General features: G+C 73.3%; 18 protein-coding genes. 11 read left to right on the top strand and 7 right to left on the bottom strand.

What is annotated here, in order from left to right; all coding sequences use genetic code 11:
• Positions 1–20 precede the first annotated feature (20 nt).
• Positions 21–3,578 carry an ATP-dependent helicase gene (locus tag ABTZ99_RS10115; protein ID WP_499610139.1) on the top strand — a complete coding sequence of 1,186 codons (3,558 nt, stop codon included), beginning with the start codon at positions 21–23 and terminating at the stop codon, positions 3,576–3,578.
• Here ABTZ99_RS10115 and ABTZ99_RS10110 read toward each other — a convergent pair.
• On the bottom strand, positions 3,575–4,111 hold the full coding sequence (locus ABTZ99_RS10110) for a hypothetical protein (RefSeq protein WP_498774475.1): 537 nt from the start codon (positions 4,109–4,111) through the stop codon (positions 3,575–3,577). The genes ABTZ99_RS10115 and ABTZ99_RS10110 overlap by 4 nt on opposite strands.
• Positions 4,112–4,190: 79 nt before the next feature.
• Positions 4,191–4,571, bottom strand: coding sequence for a DoxX family protein (locus tag ABTZ99_RS10105; RefSeq protein ID WP_498774477.1), 381 nt, complete (start codon positions 4,569–4,571; stop codon positions 4,191–4,193).
• A gap of 69 nt (positions 4,572–4,640) precedes the next feature.
• Here ABTZ99_RS10105 and ABTZ99_RS10100 point away from each other — a divergent pair, with 69 nt between their 5' ends.
• The gene (locus tag ABTZ99_RS10100) at positions 4,641–6,044 is read left to right on the top strand and encodes a M20/M25/M40 family metallo-hydrolase (protein ID WP_499610134.1); all 1,404 of its coding nucleotides are present in this window, start codon (positions 4,641–4,643) and stop codon (positions 6,042–6,044) included.
• Entirely contained in the window at positions 6,041–7,108 is a 1,068-nt protein-coding gene (locus ABTZ99_RS10095) for a potassium channel family protein (RefSeq protein WP_498774481.1), read from the top strand. The genes ABTZ99_RS10100 and ABTZ99_RS10095 overlap by 4 nt, the downstream gene beginning before the upstream one ends.
• Positions 7,109–7,146: 38 nt before the next feature.
• Here the strand turns inward: ABTZ99_RS10095 and ABTZ99_RS10090 are convergent, their stop codons facing one another.
• Positions 7,147–9,108 carry a sensor histidine kinase gene (locus ABTZ99_RS10090; protein WP_499610131.1) on the bottom strand — a complete coding sequence of 654 codons (1,962 nt, stop codon included), beginning with the start codon at positions 9,106–9,108 and terminating at the stop codon, positions 7,147–7,149.
• Positions 9,105–9,788, bottom strand: coding sequence for a response regulator transcription factor (locus tag ABTZ99_RS10085; RefSeq protein WP_499610128.1), 684 nt, complete (start codon positions 9,786–9,788; stop codon positions 9,105–9,107). The genes ABTZ99_RS10090 and ABTZ99_RS10085 overlap by 4 nt, the downstream gene beginning before the upstream one ends.
• Positions 9,789–10,181: 393 nt before the next feature.
• On the opposite strand from ABTZ99_RS10085, the gene ABTZ99_RS10080 reads away from it, so the two are divergent.
• Together ABTZ99_RS10080 and ABTZ99_RS10075 are read left to right on the top strand one after the other, a co-directional pair.
• Positions 10,182–10,547 (top strand): hypothetical protein, encoded by a 366-nt coding sequence (locus ABTZ99_RS10080; RefSeq protein WP_498774487.1) that lies wholly within the window; start codon positions 10,182–10,184, stop codon positions 10,545–10,547.
• A gap of 113 nt (positions 10,548–10,660) precedes the next feature.
• Complete coding sequence (locus tag ABTZ99_RS10075; protein ID WP_499610125.1) at positions 10,661–11,098, top strand: hypothetical protein; 438 nt, start codon at positions 10,661–10,663, stop codon at positions 11,096–11,098.
• On the opposite strand, the gene ABTZ99_RS10070 is transcribed toward ABTZ99_RS10075, so the two are convergent.
• Positions 11,068–11,970, bottom strand: a complete 903-nt coding sequence (locus tag ABTZ99_RS10070) for a neutral zinc metallopeptidase (protein WP_498774491.1) — start codon at positions 11,968–11,970, stop codon at positions 11,068–11,070. The genes ABTZ99_RS10075 and ABTZ99_RS10070 overlap by 31 nt on opposite strands.
• Positions 11,971–11,985: 15 nt before the next feature.
• Positions 11,986–13,170: a neutral zinc metallopeptidase gene (locus ABTZ99_RS10065; RefSeq protein WP_499610122.1), complete on the bottom strand. Its 1,185-nt coding sequence runs from the start codon at positions 13,168–13,170 to the stop codon at positions 11,986–11,988.
• Positions 13,171–13,305: 135 nt separating this feature from the next.
• Between ABTZ99_RS10065 and ABTZ99_RS10060 the strand changes: the two genes are divergently transcribed.
• The 4 genes from ABTZ99_RS10060 to nudC all read left to right on the top strand — a co-directional run bounded on the left by ABTZ99_RS10060 (position 13,306) and on the right by nudC (position 18,895).
• Positions 13,306–14,946, top strand: coding sequence for a DUF2207 domain-containing protein (locus ABTZ99_RS10060; RefSeq protein ID WP_499610119.1), 1,641 nt, complete (start codon positions 13,306–13,308; stop codon positions 14,944–14,946).
• A 330-nt stretch (positions 14,947–15,276) separates the two neighbouring features.
• Entirely contained in the window at positions 15,277–16,563 is a 1,287-nt protein-coding gene (locus ABTZ99_RS10055) for a M16 family metallopeptidase (RefSeq protein WP_498774497.1), read from the top strand.
• A complete protein-coding gene (locus ABTZ99_RS10050) occupies positions 16,560–17,948 on the top strand; it encodes a M16 family metallopeptidase (RefSeq protein WP_498774499.1) in 1,389 nt (462 codons plus the stop codon). The genes ABTZ99_RS10055 and ABTZ99_RS10050 overlap by 4 nt, the downstream gene beginning before the upstream one ends.
• On the top strand, positions 17,945–18,895 hold the full coding sequence (gene nudC / locus ABTZ99_RS10045) for an NAD(+) diphosphatase (protein ID WP_499610115.1): 951 nt from the start codon (positions 17,945–17,947) through the stop codon (positions 18,893–18,895). Before ABTZ99_RS10050 ends, nudC begins: the two co-directional genes overlap by 4 nt.
• A 246-nt stretch (positions 18,896–19,141) precedes the next feature.
• On the opposite strand, the gene ABTZ99_RS10040 is transcribed toward nudC, so the two are convergent.
• A complete protein-coding gene (locus ABTZ99_RS10040) occupies positions 19,142–20,005 on the bottom strand; it encodes an NmrA/HSCARG family protein (RefSeq protein WP_499610113.1) in 864 nt (287 codons plus the stop codon).
• Between the two features lie 58 nt (positions 20,006–20,063).
• Here ABTZ99_RS10040 and ABTZ99_RS10035 point away from each other — a divergent pair, with 58 nt between their 5' ends.
• Positions 20,064–20,537, top strand: a complete 474-nt coding sequence (locus tag ABTZ99_RS10035; protein ID WP_499610111.1) for a MarR family winged helix-turn-helix transcriptional regulator — start codon at positions 20,064–20,066, stop codon at positions 20,535–20,537.
• A gap of 49 nt (positions 20,538–20,586) precedes the next feature.
• On the top strand, positions 20,587–21,789 hold the full coding sequence (locus tag ABTZ99_RS10030; RefSeq protein ID WP_498774507.1) for an ROK family transcriptional regulator: 1,203 nt from the start codon (positions 20,587–20,589) through the stop codon (positions 21,787–21,789).
• The last annotated feature ends 12 nt before the right edge of the window (positions 21,790–21,801 follow it).

Raw genomic sequence — 21,801 nt, 5'->3', positions numbered from 1 at the left:
GCCGGGCCCGACCACGGAGAATGCGGGACGTGGTCGTGCCGAGCGGGGTCGAACGGGTGGCGGGTGAGCCGGTGTCGCTCGCGAGCCCGTTCGAGGTCGCCGAGGCGCTCGGCCTGCCCAGGCCGACGCCCGAGCAGGCCGCCGTCGTCGCCGCGCCCACCGCGCCCGCGCTGGTCGTGGCCGGCGCCGGCGCCGGCAAGACCGAGACGATGGCCGCCCGCGTGGTGTACCTGGTCGCCAACGGCTTCGTCACCCCCGACCGGGTCCTCGGCCTGACGTTCACCCGCAAGGCCGCGCGCCAGCTCTCCGACCGGGTGCGGCTGCGGCTGCGCCGGCTCGGCGGCTCGCCGCTGCTGGACCGGCTCGACCCCAGCGGCCAACGGCGGGCCGCGGTGCTGACCACCGAGCCGGTGATCCTGACCTACCACGCGTACGCGGGCCGGCTGGTGGGCGAGCACGGCCTGCGGCTGCCCGTGGAGCCGGGCGTGCGGCTGCTCACCGAGACCGCCGCGTGGCAGCTCGCGCACCGCGTCGTGTCGACGTGGAACGACGACCTGGACACCGACAAGGTGCCCGCGACCGTCACCGGCTACCTGCTCGCGCTGGCCGGCGAGCTGGGCGAGCACCTGGTCGACCCGGTCACGCTGTGGCGGCACGCCGAGCGGCTGTGCGCGGTGATCGAGAACGCGCCCAAGACGGCACGGCAGCGCGACGGCCTGCCGGAGTCGCTGAAGGCCGTGGTGAGCGCCCAGCGGCTGCGGGTCAACCTGATCCCGCTGCTGGAGGCCTACCAGGCGCGCAAGCGGCGTGAGGCGGCGATGGACTTCGCCGACCAGATGTCCCTGGCCGCCCGGCTCGCTTCCGAGCACCCGGAGGTCGTGCGGGGCGAGCGCGAGCGCTACGGCGCCGTGCTGCTGGACGAGTACCAGGACACCGGTCACGCGCAACGCGTGCTGCTGCGGTCGTTGTTCGGGCGGGGCGAGCCGATGCCCGTGACGTCGGTGGGCGACCCGGCGCAGGCGATCTACGGCTGGCGCGGCGCGTCGGCGGCGAACCTGCCCCGGTTCGTGCACGACTTCCCGCCCGCGCGGAAGTACGGCCTGCTCACCAGCTTCCGCAACCCGCCGGAGGTGCTGGCCCTGGCCAACGCCGTGTCCGCGCCGCTGCGCGCGATGGGCCTGGACGTGGACGAGCTGCGGGCCCGCGAGGGCGCCGGGCCGGGTGACGTGCGGGTGGCGTTGTTCGACGACGTGCGGCAGGAGCTGGACTGGGTGGCCGACACGGTCGCCGCGCAGTGGGAGCAGCACCTGGACAGCAGCGACGAGCCGCCGACCGCCGCGGTGCTGGTGCGCCGCCGTTCGGACATGGCGAACATCGCGGCGGCGCTGCGGGAACGCGGCCTGCCGGTCGAGGTCGTCGGTCTGGGCGGGCTGCTGGACGAGCCGGAGGTGCGCGACCTGACCAGCGCCCTGCGCGTGCTGGTGGACCCGCTGGCCGGCACCGCCGCCGCCCGGCTGCTCACCGGCTCGCGCTGGCGGATCGCCGCGTACGACCTGGCGGCGCTGTGGGCGCGGGCCCGTGAGCTGGCGGGCGCGCCGAGCAGGCAGGCGGTGGCGAACGACCCGCTGGCCGTGATCGCGGACGCGTTGCCGGGCGAGCACTCCGAGCAGGCCGGTCTCGCGGACGCGCTGGACGACCCGGGCGACCCGACCGCGTACTCCGCCGAGGGGTACCGGCGGATCCGGCGGCTGGGCGCGGAGCTGTCGTCGTTGCGCCGCCGGTTGGTCCAGCCGCTGCCCGAGCTGGTCGCGGACGTCGAGCGCACCCTGCTGCTGGACATCGAGGCGATGGCGCGGCCGGGCGGTGTCGGTCGGGCGCACCTGGACGCGTTCGCCGACGTGGTCAACGACTTCGCCGCCGCCAGCCCGTCGGCCACCCTGCCCGCGCTGCTCGACTACCTCTACACCGCCGAGCAGGCCGAGGACGGTCTGGAACCCGGCGAGGTGGAGGTGGCCGAGAACCGGGTGCAGGTGCTGACCATGCACTCGGCCAAGGGCCTGGAGTGGCACATCGTCGCCGTGCCGCACGTGGTGAAGGACGTGTTCCCGGGTCGGAAGAAGTCGTCGAGCTGGCTGCGCTCGGTGGCGGAGCTGCCCGCCGAGCTGCGCGGTGACGCCGAGGACCTGCCGAAGCTGCGCATCGCGCCCGACGCCAACCGCAAGGAGGTGGAGGAGGCGCTGGCCGGGCACGAGGACGACTTCGACGCGCGGCGGCTGGTGGAGGAGCGGCGGCTGCTGTACGTGGCGCTGACGCGGTCCGAGCACAGCCTCCTGGTGTCGGGGCACTGGTGGGGCGAGACGGGCGACAAGCCGAAGGGGCCGTCGGCGTTCCTGACCGAGATCCGGGAGTCGGTGCTGGCCGCCGACCACCCGCCCGCCGACATCGCCCACTGGGCGGCGCGCCCGGCCGACGACGAGCCCAACCCCCTCGCGTCGCAGACGAAGACGGCCCAGTGGCCGACCGACCCGCTGGGCAAGCGCCGCGCCGCCGTGGCCGAGGGAGCCGAGCTGGTCCTGAACGCCCTGGACCGCCACCTGGCCGCACCACCCGCCCCCGACCTGCCGCCCACCCCACCCGCGGAACCCGAGTACGACCTACCGCCCGAACCGCCCGCGGAACCCGACCACGACCTGCCGCCCGAACCGCCGGCCGACGACCTGCCCCCGGACCCTTTCGACCTGCCCGACCCCCCAGACCACGAGCCGGACCACGAGCCGGACCACGAACCTGTCCCCGAACCGGACTTCGAGCCACCGCTGCCCGACGAAGCCCCCGACGACGACGTCCTCCCCGACGAAGCCCCTGGCGAAGCCCGCGACGTCCTCCCCGACCACCCCGAAGACGACCCGGACGGCTGGGCCCGGGACGTCGACGTGCTCCTCGCCGAACGCGCCGCCGCGGCCGACCGCCGGGAACGCGTCGTCCTGCCCGAGCACCTCTCGGTCAGCCAGCTGGTCGAACTCGCGGCCGACCCGGACCTGCTCGCCCGCCGGCTGCGCCGTCCCCTGCCGTTCCCGCCCAACCCGCTGGCCCGCCGCGGCACGGCGTTCCACACCTGGCTGGAGCAGCGGTTCGGCGCGAGCCGGCTGTTCGACCTCGACGACCTGCCCGGCGCGGCCGACGAGGGCGCGGCGCCGGACAGCGACCTCACCCGCCTCCAGGAGGCGTTCCTGGCCAGCACGTGGGCCGACCGCGTGCCGCACGACGTCGAGGTGCCGTTCGAGGCGGAGATCGACGGCCTGTCCGTGCGCGGCCGGATGGACGCGGTGTTCGCCGACGACGACGGCGGCTGGACGGTGGTCGACTGGAAGACCGGCGCGGTGCCGGAGCCCGACCGCCTGCCCGCGCTGTCGGTGCAGCTCGCGGCCTACCGGCTGGCGTGGGCGGCGTTGACCGGGACGCCGGTGGAGAAGGTGCGCGCGGCGTTCCACTACGTCCGCCAGGACCACACGCTGCGCCCGGCCGACCTGCTGGACGCGGACGGCCTGCGCGCGCTGATCCGCTCGATCCCGGCCTAGGAGTTCACCCGCGCGTGCGCGGGCACTTCCTTCAACACCCGGTCGTAGAGCACTTCCAGCAGCCACCGCCCGAACAGCGACGGCCCGAACTCCGTCGACCGGTCCTCCGGCGGCACCAGCAGCTCGGCCGCGCCCGCCGAGTCGACCGCGACCACGCCGATGCCGTAGTAGTCCAGCTCGATCAGCGGCCACGACTGCTTGCCCAACGGCGCCGGGAGCACCACCGAGCAGGGCGCGAGGGTCATCAACGTGCCGCACGACTGCAGCGCGCGGTCCACCGTGGACTCACCCACCAGCACACCGACCAGCTCGACGGCGGGCACGGGGAGCCGGTCGTGCGCCGCCGGCTCGAACCACGAGCGGAACCACGAGGGGTCGGCCTGCGGCGGCCAGCCGTTCGCGCTGCGCCACTCGTGCACGTCGGCACGAACCCGCACGACGGCTGACACCTGATGGCCCAGCACGGCGACGTCGGGCACGACGATGCCGCGCCAACCCAACGCCGTCGCGGCATGGTGGAGGAGCGGTTGCACTCGGGCATCCTAGGACTGGTTGCGGTTTCAATGACAGTCCCCCGGCAGCGCTGGGTGTCGAACCCGCTGCCGAGAGTGATCAGGGAGTTGAGCGCCCTACGCGCAAGGCCCACAGGATGAGCGGCACCTGCAACGGCAACCGCCCGTACGCGACGGCCCTCACCCTGGGTGACTTCGTGCGGTAGTCGTAGGCCATCTTGACGTTGGCCGGGAAGACCGCCGCGAAGAACCCGGCCGCCAGCTTCGCGCCCACGCCCCGCGTGCGCGGCACGGCGACCGCCGCCGCCAACGCCACCTCGACGGCCCCGGACAGGTACGTCCAGGTCCGCGGCTTGCCCGGCAACGCGCGCGGCACGATCGCGTCGTACGGCTTCGGCTTGGCGAAGTGCGTGACACCCGCGGCGCCGAGCAACCCGGCCAGCGCGAGCGCCGACCGGGAACGGGAACGAGTGGGTTCCATGCGACCACCCTGTCACGTCGTCCGGCGAACGGCGCTCCCAGGGTTCTTCCGGGGTTATCCTCCCGCACCGTGAGCGGTGATCCCGAAAATCCCGAACGGGCGGCCGTGGCCGCGTTCGCCGACGACTTCCTGGCCGACCTGCGCGAGTGGCTGGCCATCCCGTCGATCGGCGCCGACCCGGCGCACCACGGCGACGTGGCCGCCTCCGCGCACTGGCTGGCCGACGCGTTGCGCCGCGACGGGTGGTCCGACGTGCGGGTCTGGGACGAGGGCCCGGCACTGCCCGCCGTGTACGCCTGCCGGCCCGCGGCGGACCCCGACGCGCCGACCGTGCTGGTCTACGGCCATCACGACGTGCAACCGGTCGACCCGGTCGAGCAGTGGCACCACCCACCGTTCGAGGCGACGGTGATCGGCGAGGAGCTGTTCGGTCGGGGCGCCAGCGACGACAAGGGCCAGGTCGCGATGCACCTGCTCGGGATGCGGGCGCACCTGGCGGCGACGGGCGCGACGCAGCCCGCGGTGACCGTGAAGCTGTTCGTGGAGGGCGAGGAGGAGTCCGGCTCGCCGCACCTGACCCGGCTGCTCGACGACCACCGCGACGACCTCGCGTGCGACCTCGTGGTGTTCACCGACACGCCGCTGTACGCGCGTGACGCGCCGACCGTGTGCACTGGTCAGCGCGGGGTCTACGGGGCGGAGGTCGTGTTCACCGGCGGGACGTCCGACGTGCACTCCGGGCGGGCCGGCGGCAGCGTGCCGAACCCCGCCACCGCGATCGCGCGGCTCGTCGCGGCGTTGCACGACGAGGACGGGCGCGTGCGGTTGCCCGGCTTCTACGCCGACGTGACCGAGCCCACGGCGGCCGAACGTGCCGACTACGCGGCGCTGCCGTTCGACGAGACGGTGTGGCTGGCGAACGCCGGCGGCGCCCAAGGGCTGGCCGGTGAACCCGGTTGGTCGACGCTCGAACGGGTCTGGGTGCGTCCCACCGCGGAGGTCAACGGCATCCACGGCGGCTACACCGGGCCGGGGCTGAAGACGATCGTGCCCGCGCGGGCGTCGGTGAAGCTGTCGTTCCGGCTCGTGCCCGAGCAGCGGCCGGAACGGGTCGCCGACGCGTTGCGCGAGTTCGTCACCCGGCACACCCCGGCCGGGCTGCACGCCGAGGTGATCCCGTCCGGTGACGGCGCGCCGCCCTACGCGGTGGACGTGTCCCACCCGGCCGTGGGAGCGGTGCGCGACGCCGTGCAGGCCGCGTTCGAACAGCCCGTGCGGTTCAGCCGGACGGGTGGCTCCGGTCCGGCGGCGCTGCTGCACGGGTGGCTCGGCGTGCCGGTGGTGTACCTCGGCGCGACGTTGCCGGATGATCGGATCCACGCGCCCAACGAGCGCGTCGTCGTGCCGCTGCTGCTCCGCGGCGCCGAGGCCGCCGCCCGGTTGTGGCGACTACTGCCGGAGAGGTTGTCATGATCCGCCGCACCAACCCGGGCGAACCGCTGGCCGACCGGCCAGGCCACTCGCTCGTCGGCGTGATCAGGATGCCGGACACGGTGCAGAGCCCGGTCCGCGCGATCCTGAAGCGGGTGATCGGCGCCCTCACCGCTCTCTTCGCGGCCGTGCTGATCGTCTACCTCGACCGCGACGGCTACCGTGACGTCAACAACGACGGACTGTCCTTCCTGGACGCGGTGTACTACGCGACGGTGTCGCTCTCCACCACCGGATACGGTGACATCGCCCCCGCCAGTTCGTCGGCGCGGCTGGTCAACGTCCTGGTGATCACCCCCTTGCGGGTGCTCTTCCTGATCGTCCTGGTCGGTACGACCCTCGAAGTGCTCACCGAGCGTTCGCGGCAGGCGCTGCGCATCCAGAAGTGGAGGACCAAGGTGCGGGACCACGTGGTCGTCATCGGGTACGGCACGAAGGGCCGGTCCGCCGTCAGCGCCCTGATGGGCGATGGCGCCGAGCCGGGCTCGATCGTCGTGGTCGACACCACCCAGGAGGCCCTGGACGCCGCGTCCTCGATCGGCCTCGTCACCGTCCACGGCTCCGGCACCAGCAACGACGTCCTGCGCGTGGCAGGGGTGCCGCGAGCACGTGCCGTGGTGGTCGCCGCGAACCGCGACGACACCGCCGTCCTGGTCACCCTCACCGCCCGCGAGCTGGCCCCGAAGGCCCAGATCGTCGCCTCGGTGCGGGAGCGCGAGAACGAACACCTGCTCCGCCAGTCCGGCGCGGACTCGGTGGTGGTCTCCAGCGAGACGGCGGGCCGGCTGCTGGGCATGGCCACCGCCACCCCGTCCGTGGTCGACATGGTGGAGGACCTGCTGACCCCCGACGCGGGCCTGGCCATCGCCGAACGCGACGTGGAGCCCTCGGAGATCGGCGGCTCGCCCCGCCACCTGCCGGACATAGTGCTGGGCGTGGTGCGCGACGGCACCCTGTACCGGGTGGACGCCCCGGAAGCCGACGCCGTAGAAGCCGGCGACCGCCTCCTCTACGTCAAGAAGGTCACCCCACCGAGGGACGCCTAGCCTCCGCCACCCCCACCCCCACCCCTCGCCCGGCGCTCTTACTCAGCCAACGGAATCCGCACCACAAACGCGGCTCCAACCGAACCGACCGCCCCGCGCCGCGCGCTGTCCTGCGGGCCGGTGGTGAGGCTGCTCGCCCCGGCTACCTCCGCGACCGGAGCGGGCCGTGCGGCGCCCGCATCCCACACGTCTGCGGCCTGCGGGCTGTCGGCTCGGAGCGCGTCGCCGACCGGAGTCGGTCGCGCTGCGTCTCCACCACCGACCCCACCTCGCGCGTCGGCGGCCGGGTTGCGGTCGTCGGGCGCGTCGGAGATCCCGCCGTGGTGTTCGGCGCTCGCGGCTGGGTGGCCTCCGCGCGACCCGTCGGCACCGGCCCGGTCCACCTTGGGGCCCGCCCCGTGTTCCAAGGAACCTGCGCCCAAGGAACCTGCGGCCAGGGCATCGGCGGCCGGGGGATCGGCGGCCGGGGGATCGGCGGCCGGGGGATCGGCGGCCGGGACATCGGTGGTCATGGCGTGGGTGGCCGTGCGCGATCGCGCCGGGTCGCTGGGGCCGGCGGCGCGTGCGTCCGTGTTGTCTGTTGTGTCCGCGGCTGCGGAGGGCGGCTGTGTCGTCGGCGGCGGCGTCGTCGGCGTCGATGGAGTCGGCGCAGCGGGCACACCTGGCACACCTGGCACCACTGGCGTGGTCGGTCGGCTTGGCGGGCCGCCGGGGCTCAGGGCTGAGTTGCCCGCCGACGGTGATGGGCTGTGGGTTTCGGCCTCGTGCGAGTCGTCGCCGGGGGTGGTGCACGACAGCTCGCCGCCGTGCGCGCGCACGACACCGCGGGCGATCGGCAGCCCGAGGCCCGATCCGCCGGAGCGCTGGTCCCTCGCCTCGTCCAGCCGTACCAGCCGGTCGAAGATGCGTTCCCTCTCCTCCGGCGGCACGCCCGGACCGTTGTCGGACACGACCAACCGCGCGAAGCTGCCCACCCTGGACACGCGCAGCCGCACCCTGCCCGACGGGCCGGTGGCCTGGCGGGCGTTGTCGGCCAGGTTCGCCAACACCTGCGCCAACCGTTGCGGGTCGCCCGAGACGAACTCCGACTCGCCCTCCGCGGCGATGTCGAAGTCCGGCACGAGCAACTGCGTCCGCCCCACCTCGGCCTCGGCCAACGCGAGCAGGTCGACCCGCTCCCGGTGCAGTTCGAGCCCGGCCTCGATGCGCGCCAACGCCAGCAGGTCGTCGACCAGCCGCCCGGCCCGCCGCGACTCGCGCACGAGCAGCAGGTTCAACCGCTCCCGCTCCTCGGCGCCGGCGGTCTGCATCAACGCCTCCGCGACCGCCTGCACGCCCGCGATGGGTGTCCTCAGCTCGTGCGCCGCGTCGGCCACGAACCGTTTCGTGCGCTCCTCCGATCCCTCCAACGAGTCCAGCATGTCGTCGAACGCGGCCGCCGTCCGACCGAGTTCGTTGTCCGCCCGCGACGGGTTGAGCCGGTACCCGCGGTTGCCGCGCGCGATCGACCGGGCCAGCGTGGTCATCGCGTCCAGCGGCGCCAACGCCCGCCGGACCACCAGCACCATCGCCCCGGCCGTCACGGCCAGCGCGCCGACCCCGGCCAGCAGCAACAACCGCCGCAGCCTGGTCTGCGCCGCCGTGATCACCGACGACTCGGCGTACACCGTGATCTTCGACCCGTCGATCAACTGCCGACTGACTTCGTTCGCCACCTCCTCGTCCGGCGCGTTCCCGAACACCGTCCCGTCCGGCATGACCAGCCGGACCTCCACGCCCCGGCCTTCCAACCGGTCCACCAGTTCCGCCCCGCGCACCCGCTGCTTGACCAGCTGCTGCGCCACCCGCGCCTTCTCCAGCAGCGCGGTGTCGACGTCCCGCTTGGACTGCGCCGCGAACAGCGCGTCCACCAACAACACGACCCCGATCAGCACCACGCCGAGCAAGCCGATCGCGGACAAGGTGACCCGTCGGCGCAGGGAGACGGTCCGCAAGCTCACGCCTCGTCCGCCCTGAGCACGTAGCCCAGCCCTCGCACGGTGTGCAGCAACCGCGGCCCGTGCTCCTCCAACTTCCGGCGCAGCGCGCTGACGTGCACCTCGACCAGGTTGGGGTCGTAGTCCTCGTAACCCCACACCGCGGTGAGGATCTGCGTCTTGCCCACCACCCGCCCGCGCTGCGCGGCCAGGTACCGCAACAGGCGCAGTTCGGTGGCGGTCAGCTCGATCGACGCGTCGCCGCGCAGCACCACCGCCGACTCGGCGTCCACGACCAGGTCGCCGATCTGCACGGTCGACGGCGTCCGCCCCAGCCGCCGCAGCACCGCGCTCACCCGGGCGACCAGCTCGGCCAGCACGAACGGCTTCACCACGTAGTCGTCCGCACCCCGGTCGAGCCCGCGCAGCCGGTCGGACACCCCGTCCCGGGCGGTCAACATCACCACCCCGGCCCCGCACGTCCGCCGGATGACCTCCAGGAGCATGAAGCCGTCCCGACCGGGCAGCATCACGTCGAGCACCACCAGGTCCGGCCGGAACCGGACCAGGTCGCCCTCCAGGTCACGACCGTCCGGCCGGACCTGCACCTGGTAACCCGCGTCCCGCAAGGCGGAACTCACCGCGGCGCCGATCGCCTCCGCGTCCTCGATCACCAGCACCCTGGCAGCAGTCGACACCTCCATATTCTGCGTCGCGTCGCCCACCACGGCCGCAAGGCCGTGACGAGCCTGGACAAAATGACGGTCACTCGTCGGCACCCGGCCGGTTACCTGCGGTCGCTCGTTGCCGGGCGGTCAGCGGTCGACAGCGGAGGGCGATGTGCCGGAGGTCGGGGCCGGCCTCTCCGTGGGCGCGGATGGGAGAGACCGGCCGTCTGCGGATCCCGGTGCCACCTCGGGTCGTCGCCGGTGCGGCGACCAGTGCGGCTCGGGATGCGAATGGCTGATCCGATGTGGACACGGACACAGGCGATACGGGACAAGAGCAATAGGGCCAGGGACAACAGGGGACAGGACGGGGGCGGCTCAGGGGCGGCTGGGTCGGCCTCGTCGTGGCTGGGGTGGTGACCCGGGCGGGTGGCTCGTCTGCTGACGGGGTTGAGCGCGGCCCCGGCGGTCGTGCCACCCGTGGAGCGCGAGACCGAACGCCGGGTGCTGGGCGGTGACGCGGTCCCGTGGGCGGGCGCGGGCGGTGCCGGGCACGGCTGGCCGAGGCGTCAGGAGTTGCTCAGGTCGGCGCACGCACCCGGCACGGTGACCGTGTCGGTCGGCGGGTGCCCGATGGTGGCCGAGTTCGAGAGCTCCACCAGGACCCTGGACCTCTCCGGCGCGGCACCCGGGTCCAGGGACGCAGATCCCGTCGCGGTGCGCGGTGCGGCATCCGGCGAAGTGCTCGTGGTCGAACGGGTTCCGGAAGTTTCGTCGAGTGAGGCATGGCTCTAGTGTCGAACAACAGTTCGAGGGTGTGCAAGATCACGATCAGGTGATGTTTGAACGGGCGGCGGAGCCACCGGCCCCCACGACAACCGGCCTCCCCGTCTGCGACCATCCACGCTGTGGCGGTTCCGCGAAGCCCGGTCAGGTGGGCGCTGGTGCTGCTGGTCGTGGGCCTGGTGGCCGTCGCGGCAGCGGTCGCGTTGTGGTGGCCGCGCACGTCCGCCGAGGTCCAGCGGACCGCCGCCACCGTCGTCGCACCGGCCTCCTGCGGCGACGCGGAGGCCTACGACCGGGTCGAACTGACGATCGGTGACCGGACGCACACCGCCAAGCTCGACGGCTGCGGCTATCAGCAGGACGAGGTCGTCGAAGTCGTCGTCCCCGCCGACACCAGCGGCGAGTTCACCGTCCAGGCGGCCGCCAGCACGCCCGTCGGCATGCCGTTCGACGTCAGGCTGACCACGTTGCTGATGTGCCTGAGCGGCCTGGCCGGCGGCCTCTACGCCTACCTGCTGACCAGGCGTTCTCAGCCGACGGCCGCCGCCGGGGCCGCATAGGTGTTGCACGACGACGTCACGCCCGTCGTGTAGCCCTGCGACGCCCATTCGGACTGGTTGTCAGGGCTGCCGTGGGCGTTCTTCTCCGGCGGCTCCTCCACGGCGTACTGGAAGTCGTCCGCCGCCTCCTGCGCCAACCCGGACCCGATCGACCCGGACGCCGCCACCAGGAACATCCCGGCGAAGCAGTTGGCCTGCAGCTCGATCCGCCGCGACATCTCCAGCCCCGCCGGCGTCTCCTCGCCCGCGTCGACGATCTTGGTGTCCGCCGCGCGCAGCATCCCCGTCAACGCCTGCACGTGGTGCCCGTACTCGTGCGCCAACGTCGCCAGGTGCGACCCCGCGCGCTCGCCGCCGCCGTTGTCACGCAGCCGCCGCGTGGGCATGTAGATGGTCCTGTTGCGACCGCAGTAGTACGCGACCGCCTCGCTCTCCGCGGGCGCCGAGCCGCACGGCCCCTCGGTCAGGTCGGGCGACGTGTCCAGCGCGGGCGTGTCGAACGGCAGGTTCGCCTGCTCCAGCACCGGCCGCCACGCCTGGTCCAGGCACACCACACCGGCCTTGTAGTACGCCGACAGCTCCGCGTCCGACACCCCGAACCCCGGCAACGCGCACGTCACCGCGGGCAGCCGAACGGGCGCGGTGAGCAACGGGTGGTCGGCCAGCCGGTGCACGGCACGCGGCCGCGGGGCCTCCGTCTCCGTGGACTGCACGACCGTCACGCCCGGCGCGGCCACCGCACGGCCGTTGATCCGTCGGGACGTCTCGAGCTGCGTGATGCCGCCGAGGCCCAACACGCACAACACGATCAACGAGAACACGCCGATGAGGACGATCGGGTTGTTCTTGGGGGGCTCCTCGGGCGTGTGCACGGTCCTCCAGTCGGGTCAGCTGACGTCCGCCGCGCTCGCCACCCAAGTGTTGCACGCGCTCGTCTCGTTGTTTTTGAACCCGTGGTTGACCCACGCGGCGTTCCGCTCGGGCGCGCCGTGGTCCCGGTTGGGGTAGATCGGGTAGTCGCCCCGGTTGCCCGCGTCCGTCAGCGCCACCGAGATGACGTCGGCGGGCACCGCGCCGTGCGACAGCGGCGCGAGCGTCATCCCGCCGAAGCACGTGGCCTGCAGCTCCTTGCGCCGGTTCAGGTCGAGGCCCTCGGGGGTGTCCCAGCCGCCCTTCTCGTACTGGGCCTGGCCGGACGCCCGCAGGATGCCGGACAGCCACTGGACGTGGTGGCCGTACTCGTGCGCGAGCTGGCCCAGGTACTTGCCCGGGTGGTTGGGGTTCGCCGCACCCTGTTCGTTCGCGTAGTGGTTCGGCGTCCAGTAGATGGTGCCGTCGCAGTACATGGCCGTGCGGTCGGGGCCCATGGAGCCGCACGTGTTGGTGATCTGGGACGTCACCATGACCAGCTCTACCGGCTGGTAAGGCAGGTTCGCCCGCTCGAACGACGGCTTCCACATCGCCTCGATGCACGGCAGCGAGGCCCTGAGGAACCGGTCCTGGCCGGCGGGTGAGTAGTCCATCGCCGGCAGGGGGCAGCCGCCGATGTTGAACGCGCCGAGGCCCGCCGCGTGGATCGGGTTGTCACCCAGCGCGATGACGGCTTTCGGGCCGGCCTTCGGCGTGCTGGTCGACGTGGTCCGCTTGCTGCTCGAGGTCGTGGACGTCGTCGTGGTCGTCGTGGTGGTGGTGGGTTCGGGCGTGTACGTGTAGCTGTCGTACCCGGCGTTGGCCGAGTCGCTCGTCTTCTTGGAGCCGCTGTTCGCGGCCACGAGGCCGATCGTGGCCACGCCCAGCACGAGGAAGCCGACGACCAGCGCGGCCACCAGGGGGCCCTTGCTCTTCTGCCGCGGCAGCGGCGGGTACGGCATCGGGGCCGGGCCCCAGCCCTGGGGCGGTCCGGGCGGCGGGCCCCAGTTGACCGGCGGCGGCTGCGGCGGGGCCATGGGCGGCATCTGCCGCGGGGCCATCGGCGGCGGCATGGCGGGCGCCTGCCCGGGCCAGGACGGCGGTGGCGGCGGCTGCTGGGCGGGCCACTGCTGGGGCTGTTGTGGGTGGAGGGGGGCGGGCATCGGCGGCGGCCCAACCGGTCGTGGCGGCGGCCAGCCACCCGGCGGCGGTGGTTGCGTCATCGCTGGTGGTCCCCCATATCGCGGATGCCCGAATCAGCACAAGAGCTTAGGGGAACTCCGCTATTCTCCGCGGCCGTGTTGAAAAACTGGGGAGCGGCGGCCATCTGCGCGGTCGCGCTGTGCGCGGGCGTGGGCACGGCGACGGCGCAGCCGAGCGACACGGCCGGACTGCCCGGGACGGTCGGCGCGGACGTGCGGCTCAAACTGGAGCGCGACGGCAGGCTGACCGTGACCGAGGTGGTCACCGTTCCCGAGGGCAGGACCGCGACGCGGGTCGTCCCGCTGCGCGTGCCGGTCTCCGCGGATCGCGAACGGGTGTTCCAGGTCGGCGACGCGGCGGTGGACGGCAACGGCACGGCCACGGCATCCGACGACGAGCTCACGATCGCACTCCAAGCGGGCACGTCCACCGTCAAGTACTCCGTGGTCGGCGCCGTCGCCAAGATCGGCGACACGCTGGAGCTGCGCTGGCAGCCCGCGAGCGGCTGGGACACCCCGCTCGACTCGGTGAAGGCCTCCGTGATCACGCCGGACGCGCCGCGGTCGGTGAACTGCCTGGCCGGCGAGCCGGGCACGTCCAAGCCGTGCACCAGCGCGGACCTGGGCGACGGGCGCGGCGTGCGGGTGACCGAGATCGGCCTGGCCGCCGGCGAGCGGGTCGACGTGACGGTCGGGTTGGAGGAGGGCGCGGCTCCCGCCAACGCGCGCGTGGAGGAGTCGTCCGGGCTGGCGGCGGCGTTCGCGTTGACCCCCCTCACCGGCGCCGGGCTCGGTGGGCTCGTCGTGCTGCTGCTGGGCGGCGGGTTGTTGTTGTGGTACCTCCGCGGCCGTGACGCGCGGGCGCTGGCCGGTGAGGTCGGGCCGGTGAACGTGCTGGTCAGCGACGGTTCCGGGCGGGTGGCGTTTGCCTCGCCGGACGGCGTGCTGCCCGGCCAGGTGGGGACCGTGGTGGACGAGCACGTGGACGTGGTCGACGTGACCGCGACGATCGTGGACCTCGCGGTGCGCAACTACGTCTGGATCGAAGAGGTCGACGGGCACGACTGGCGGTTCGTGCGGCGCAACCCGGCCGACCCGGCGCTGTCGGCGTACGAACGCGCGGTGTACGAGGCGTTGTTGCCCGACGGGGTGGACGCGGTGTCGCTGTCGGAGCTGCGGGGCAGGCGGATCGACCTGTCTCGCGTGCGGGACGCGCTGTACGCGGACGTGGTGGCGAAGAACTGGTTCGCGCGCAGACCGGACGCGGAGCGCAACCTGTGGTGGTGGGCCGGTGTCGGGGTCGCGGTGCTGGGCGCGGTGCTGACGGTGGTGTTGGCGCTGGTCGGCGGGGCGGCGTTGTTCGGGCTGGTGGTCGTGGTCGCGGGGGTGGCGTTGGCGGTGGGCGCGCGCACCATGCCCGCGCGGACCAAGCGCGGCAGCGTGTTGTTGGAGCACGTGCGCGGGTTGCGCGGGTACCTGCACACGGCGACGCCTCAGGACATCCCGGAGTCCGATCGGGAGATGGTGTTCTCGCGGTCGTTGCCGTACGCGGTGGTGCTGGGGGAGACCGAGCGGTGGCTGGCCACGTTCGCCGGCACGCGGCCGGGGCTGTACTGGTTCGGCGAGGCGGAGCAGGGCGGTGACCTGCGGCGGTTCGCGCAGCGGTTCCCGGCGTTCCTGGGCGCGGTGGACGGCGTGCTGGCGCAGGCGGGTCACCTGCGGTCGCTGCGGGGCTGACGTTCACCCGAAAGTGATCTTGCACATCTCGAACACAGGTTCGACACTGGAGTCATTCCCGAACCAGACCCGCGGGCGGCGGGCGAAGGTCCACGGGGGTAGAGGCCGCGGCCGACCCGGTGTCCACACGCGCCGGCTCCACCGGGTGGGCGGCCTGCTGAGACAGGTGGTGGTCCGGACCGGCGCGGGCGCGTGCCCGGCTCCGGATCGTCGGTCGAGTCGCTGGTGAGCCGGTCGGAACCCGGTCGGTTCGCGCTGGGCGTAGCGGGATGCTTCGGTGGGTGGGCGACCATCGAGCCCGGCGGTGGTGTGAACCCGTAGGCTGCGTTCATGGCGCTACCCGAACTGCACAGGTTCACGCTTCCCAACGGTCTGCGGGTGGTGCTCGCACCCGACCGCAGCGCCCCGGTCGTCGGGGTGAGCGTGCACTACGACGTGGGTTTCCGCTCCGAGCCCGAGGGGCGGACGGGGTTCGCCCACCTCTTCGAGCACCTCATGTTCCAGGGCAGCGAGAGCCTGGAGAAGCTGGCCCACTTCCGGCACGTGCAGTCCTCGGGCGGCACGTTCAACGGGTCGACCCACCCCGACTACACCGACTACTACGAAGTGCTGCCGTCGGCGGCGCTGGAGCGGGCTCTGTTCCTCGAGGCGGACCGCATGCGGGCGCCGAAGATCACCGAGGAGAACCTGCGCAACCAGATCGACGTCGTGAAGGAGGAGATCAGGCTCAACGTGCTCAACCGACCGTACGGCGGGTTCCCCTGGATCCTCCTGCCGCCGGTCCTGTTCCAGACCTTCCCCAACGCGCACAACGGCTACGGCGACTTCACCGATCTCGAGAACGCCACCGTGGACGATTGCGCCGCGTTCTTCGACACCTACTACGCGCCGGGCAACGCCGTGCTGACGGTGGCGGGCGACTTCGACCCCGAGGGGGCGAAGGCGCTCGTCGAGAAGCACTTCGGTGACGTGCCCGCCCGTCCGGTGCCGGCCCGGCCGTCGTTCGCCGAGGCCGCGCCGAAGGGCGAGCTGCGGGCCGAGCACACCGACAAGCACGCGCCGATGCCCGCCATCGCCGTGGGCTACCGCATCCCGGACCCGGTGAACGAGGTCGACGGCTACCTCGCGTACCTGGTCCTGGCCGGTGTGCTCACCGACGGCGACGGGTCGCGGCTGCAGCAGCGGCTGGTGCACCGCGACGCGATCGTGGTCGACGTCGGCGCCGGGTGCGGTCTGTTCGGGCCGCTGGAGGCGCGCGACCCCGACACGTTCAGCATCACCGCGATCCACCCGGCGGAGGTCACCTCCGAGCAGGTGCTCGCGGCGGTGGACGAGGAGCTGCTGCGGTTGGCCGAGGAAGGGCCGACGGAGCAGGAGCTGGCGAAGGTCACCGCCCGCTGGGTGTCGACCATGCACCGCGAGCACGACCGGCTCACCAGCCGGACCCTGGGGCTCGGGTCGGCCGAGCTGCTGTTCGGGCGGGCGGAGCTGCTGTACGAGCTGCCGGAGAAGCTGGCTGGCATCACCACCGACGAGGTCGCCGCGGCGGCCAAGGCGTTGCGGCCCGACTCGCGCGCCGTCCTGATCCTCAACCCCGCCGACGGAGGTACCGAGTGAGCGCCCCGACCAAGCACCGCAGCGCCGACGAGATCGGTCGTACGGAGCTAGGGCCTCGCCCGTTCCCGGAGCTGGGCGAGCAGCGGGCGGCGGCGGACCTGGACACGGTCGACACCACGCTGGCCAACGGCCTGCGGGTGCTGGCCGTGCGCCGGGACTCGGTGCCGCTGGTGGAGGTGCGGCTGCGGATCCCGTTCGGCGACCCGGCGGCGAGCAGCGTCGGCTCGACGCACGCGGCCCGGGCCGAGGTGCTGGCGAACACGATCCTGACCGGCACCGCCACCCGCAGCCGGGTGGACGTGGACACCGAGCTGGCCCTGGTCGGCGGCGAGCTGGACGCGGTGGTCGACCCGGAGCGGCTGGCGTTCTCGGGCAACGCGCTGGTGTCCGGTTTCGAGACCGTGCTGGACGTGCTGCGGGACGTGCTGACCGGCGCGACCTACCCGGCCGACGAGGTCGAGCGGGAACGCGCGCGGTTGGTGGAGCGGATCCGGTTGGCGCGGTCGCAGCCGAACGTGATCGCGCGGGAGGCGTTGCAGCGCCACCTGTACGGCGACCACCCGTTCGCCAAGGAGATGCCCGAGGCGGACGAGGTCGAGGCGGTGACGCGGGACGACGTGCTGGCGCTGCACTCGTCGGCCGTGCTGCCGCGCGGTTCGGTGATCGTCGTGGTGGGCGACGTGGCGCCCGACGCGGCGGTGCGCGCGGTCGAGGGCGCGCTGGGCGGGTGGACCGGCGAGGGCACCGCGGTGTCGTTGTCGCCGCTGCCGCCCGTGCGGGGTGGTGACGTGCTGTTCGTGCACCGTCCCGGCGCCGTGCAGTCCCAGATCCGGCTCGCCGGGCGCGGGCTGGAGCGCACCGACGACCGGTACCCGGCGTTGCAGCTGGCGAACCTGGTGTTCGGCGGGTTCTTCTCGTCCCGGCTGGTGGAGAACATCCGCGAGGACAAGGGCTACACCTACAGCGCGCGGTCGCACCCGGAGTTCACGCCGGGCGGCGCGACGCTGCTGGTGGACGCCGACACCGCGAGCGAGGTGACCGCGGCGGCGCTGCTCGAGACCCGGTACGAACTGGGCCGGCTCGGTCTGGTGCCGCCGACGGAGTCCGAGGTGGACACCGCGCGCCGGTACGCGATCGGGTCGCTGCTGACCGCGACGTCGTCGCAGGGCGGGCTGGCGTCGTTCCTGGTGAACCTCGCCGGGCTCGGGCTGGACGTCGAGTGGTTCACCGGGCACCCCGGCCGGCTGGCGGCGGTCACCGTGGAGCAGGTCACCGAGGTGGCGTTGGAGTTCTTCGCGCCGACGTCGTTCACCGGCGTGCTGGTGGGTGACGCGGACACGTTGACCCCGCAGCTGCGGGCGTTGGGCGGCGTGACCCTGCCGTGAGCTTCGAGTTGGTGGAACTGCCCGCCCTGTCGCGGTTCACGGTGGATCGGCGCGAGCCGTTGCGCGGCGACGCGGAGCAGCTCGCGCTGCTGTGGGCGAAGGCGCGCGTCCTCACCGTGGACGCGCACGGCCGCACGTTGGTGGCCGACCAGGCCTCGCGCCTGGTCGACCGCCCCGCCACCGAGTTCGGCGACGGTCCGCCGGACACGGCGGTGCTGCTCGGCGAGCAGGACGGCGTGGCGTACTGGGCGGTTCCGCTGACCGAGGACGAGACGGACGTCCGCGCGCCCTCCGGCCGGGCGTGGGTCCGGCCGGAGCTGACGGACGAGCCGCAGTGGCTCGACCTGCGGGCGTGCGGCGCGTTGTTGGACGACACCGGCGCGGGCCTGTTCACGTCGGCGGTGGCGTTGTTCCACTGGCACCGGTCGGCGAAGTTCTGCGCGGTGTGCGGCGGGACGACCGAGTCGATCAAGGCCGGGTGGGCTCGGGTCTGCGAGCAGTGCGGGCGCGAGGAGTACCCGCGCACGGACGCGGCCGTGATCTGCCTGGTGCACGACGGCGCGGACCAGGTGCTGCTCGCCCGTGGCGAGGGTTGGCCCGAGGGTCGGTACTCGGTGCTGGCCGGGTTCGTCGAGGCGGGCGAGTCGCTGGAGGCGTGCGTGGCGCGGGAGATCGAGGAGGAGGTCGGCGTCGAGGTCGTCGGCATCCGCTACCTCGGCAGCCAGCCGTGGCCGTTCCCGCGGTCGTTGATGGTGGGGTTCGAGGCGGTGGCCGACCCGACCGAGCCGCTGCGGCTCGCGGACGGTGAGATCGCACAGGCCCGGTGGGTGAGCCGGGCCGACGTGCGGCAGGCGCTCGCCGAGCCGGGCAGCGTGCCCGACCTGCTGCTCGCGCCGGGCGCCTCCATCGCCTACCGGATGATCCAGTCCTGGGTGGCGGCCGGCTGACCCGGTCCCACCCCACCGCCACGCCGCCCGCCGGTCAGCCCGGCAAGCGCAGGTCAGGCAGATAGGCGCAGGCCAGGCAGGCAAGCGCGGGTCAGGCGGGCGCGGGTCCGGCTGGCACCTGTTGGGCTGGCGTAGTCGGGCGAGCGGCAGAGGGCGGCTGGCGGGCGGGCGCAGGGCGGGCCGGTGGAGGTTGGGCCCGCGCAGGGTGGCCGGCGCGGGTCGGGCGGTTCGGTGCAGGTCGGTGGGTCAGGCGGGCTGGAGCAGGGCGGGCCAGGGCAGTAGGCGCACGAAGTCCGCGTACCGGGTCCAGGTGATCTCCGGCAGTTCGGCGTGCAGTCGGCGCAGGTCGATGTCGGTGCCCACCTCGGTGAAGTAGCCGAACATCGCCGCGAGGTCCGCGGAGTACCGGGCCACCACCTCCAACGGCGGGCAGTGGTGGTGGATCGGGTGGCCGGTGGCCCTGGTCAGGGCCTCCGCCATGTCCGCCGGGGTGAGGGCCTCGCCGGCCAGGTCCAGGCGCCTGCCCGCGAACCGGTCGGGTTGCTCCAGGGCCAGCACGGCGACGGCGGCGATGTCCCGGACGGCGACCAGGTGCAGCGGGCGGTCGGAGGGCATGGGCAGGTAGAACGTGCCCTCGCGCAGGCCGCGCAACGTCCACTCGCCGAACTTGTCGTCGATGAACGCCGCCGGCCCGAGGGTCGTCCACCGCGGTCCGGCGGTGACCAGGTGCTCCTCGATGCGCTGCTTGCTGTCGAAGTGCGGGATGCCGGTGCGGCGGTCGGCGTTGGACGCCGAGGTGAACACGATGTGCTCCACGTCCCGCGCCGCGTCGACCACCGCGATGCCGTGACGGGTCTCGCCGCCCGGGTCGCTGCCGAACGGCGTCGTCACGACGAAGACCGCGCGGACGCCGCGCAGGGCCGCGCGAAGAGACGCAGGATCGTCGAAGTCACCGTGCGCGAGTTCGGCGCCGAGTCGGCGAAGTCCTTGCGCCGCAACGCTGTGCGGTGCGCGGGTGAGGGCGCGGACGCGGTGGCCGCGGGCCAGGAGAGCGCGGGTCACGGCTCCGCCCTGGGCCCCGGTCGCACCGGTGACGAGTGTGAGTTCCATGAGCAAAGGTTGACTCTGAAAGTGTTCGCCGGTCAAGCGAGTTTGCTAGAGTGCGACCGTGAGCCGACGCGAGCCGAGCGACGCCCTGCTGGCGTGGCTGTACGTCCAGCAGGGCGTGGACGCCGTGCGGGTCGCCGTGGAACGGCGGATCGAGGCCGTCGCCGGGTGCTCGCTGCTGGAGCACGAGGCGCTGTACCGGATCCACATGAACGGCCGGCTGCTCATGTCCGAGCTGTCCGACCTGCTCGCGGTCAGCCCGAGCGGCGTCACGCGACTGGTCGAACGGCTGGTGCGGCGCGGCTGGGTCGTGCGCGAGCAGCCGCCGGACAACCGCCGGGTCGTCCACGCCGTGCTGACCGACGCCGGGCGGCAGGTGCTGGCGGCCACGAGCGCCCCCGCGTACCGGGACGCGGTCGCCGAGGAATTCGCCGCGCCGCTGAGTGACCGAGACCTCGCCGATCTTCAGCGTATCGGGCGGAAACTGCTGGAAGCGCACGGCAAATGGGACGCCAAGCGGTTCGCGACCGACTAACGTCGGGACGTCTGCGCGCCCGTGTGGCGGCCGTGGTCCAACTCGCCCGATGGGGGTCGCCGTGCACCGCAAGCTGACCGTGCGCGACCTGCGTGCCGGCAACCGGGCGCGGGTGTTGCGCGCGCTGTACTTCGACCAACCGCGCAGCCGGCAGGAACTCGCGGGCGCCACCGGGCTCAGCCAGGCGTCGGTCAGCAACGTCGTCGCCGAGCTCATGACCGACGGCGTCGTGGTGGAGGCCGGGCAGGTCGACTCGGACGGCGGGCGACCTCGCGTGCTGCTGCGCGTCGACCCGGCGCACGCGGCGGTGGTGGGTGTCGACGTCGGCGAGACGCACGTGCTGGTCGAGGTGTTCGACCTGACGCTGCAACGGCTGGCGGAGGCGACGTTCCCGATGGAGCCGGACGTCCACTCGGTCGACGACGTGGCGCGGCGGGTCCTCGAAGGGCTCGACCGGTGCCTCGCCGTCAGCGGGGTCGGCGACGTGCTCGGCGTCGGCATCGGCGTGCCGGGGCAGGTCGAGCACGGGCTGGTGTACGCGCAGACCGTCGGCTGGCGGGGCGTCGCGCTGGAACAGCTGCTGCGGACCGGGACCGACCTGCCGTTGTTCCTGGACAACGGCGCGAACACGTTGGGGCAGGCGGAGGTCTGGTTCGGCGCGGGCCGCGGCACGGGTGACGCGGTGGTCGCGTTGATCGGGTCGGGCGTCGGCGCGAGCGTCATCACCGGCGGCGTGCTGTACCGCGGTTCGTCGGGCGGCGCGGGGGAGTGGGGCCACACCACGGTCGCGCTGGACGGCCGCCCGTGCCGGTGCGGCGCGCACGGGTGCCTGGAGGCGTACATCGGCGCGTCGGCCGTGGTGCAGCGGTACCGCGCGGTGAAGGCGGACGTGCCCGCCGAGCAGGAGGCGGCGTTGGCGGCGCTGGTCGCGGACGGTTCGCGGGCGGCGCGCGACGTCCTCGCCGAGACCGCCCGGTACGCGGGCCTCGGCATCGCCAACCTGATCAACCTGTTCAACCCGTCCCAGGTGATCGTCGGCGGCTGGGCCGGGCTCCTGCTCGGCGAGCGGATCCTGGACGACGTCCGCGCCCAGGCCTCCCGCCACGCCCTGCACCGACCGTTCGAGCAGGCGTCGATCACCCTGTGCGAACTGGGCCCGGAGTCGGTCGCGCTCGGCGCGGCGACGCTGCCGGTGGCCCAGTTCCTGGCCGCGGGTGGTGTGCGCCGCCGCACCCCCAGTCACGTGGTCTGACGACGGCGCTCG

The organism is Actinosynnema sp. NPDC002837, assembly GCF_040295345.1.
Taxonomy (GTDB): Bacteria; Actinomycetota; Actinomycetes; order Mycobacteriales; family Pseudonocardiaceae; genus Actinosynnema.
The sequence above is the reverse complement of the archived record's forward strand: the minus strand, read 5'-3'. Positions and strand labels throughout refer to the sequence as shown.

Bases quoted from the DNA above. Each gene is read 5' to 3' on its own strand.
- ABTZ99_RS10030 (WP_498774507.1), top strand. From the start codon at position 20,587: ATGGGGGTCGCCGTGCACCGCAAGCTGACCGTGCGCGACCTGCGTGCC.
- ABTZ99_RS10105 (WP_498774477.1), bottom strand. From the start codon at position 4,571: ATGGAACCCACTCGTTCCCGTTCCCGGTCGGCGCTCGCGCTGGCCGGG.
- ABTZ99_RS10085 (WP_499610128.1), bottom strand. From the start codon at position 9,788: ATGGAGGTGTCGACTGCTGCCAGGGTGCTGGTGATCGAGGACGCGGAG.
- ABTZ99_RS10065 (WP_499610122.1), bottom strand. From the start codon at position 13,170: ATGCCCGCCCCCCTCCACCCACAACAGCCCCAGCAGTGGCCCGCCCAG.
- ABTZ99_RS10055 (WP_498774497.1), top strand. From the start codon at position 15,277: ATGGCGCTACCCGAACTGCACAGGTTCACGCTTCCCAACGGTCTGCGG.
- ABTZ99_RS10040 (WP_499610113.1), bottom strand. From the start codon at position 20,005: ATGGAACTCACACTCGTCACCGGTGCGACCGGGGCCCAGGGCGGAGCC.
- ABTZ99_RS10095 (WP_498774481.1), top strand. From the start codon at position 6,041: ATGATCCGCCGCACCAACCCGGGCGAACCGCTGGCCGACCGGCCAGGC.
- ABTZ99_RS10115 (WP_499610139.1), top strand. From the start codon at position 21: ATGCGGGACGTGGTCGTGCCGAGCGGGGTCGAACGGGTGGCGGGTGAG.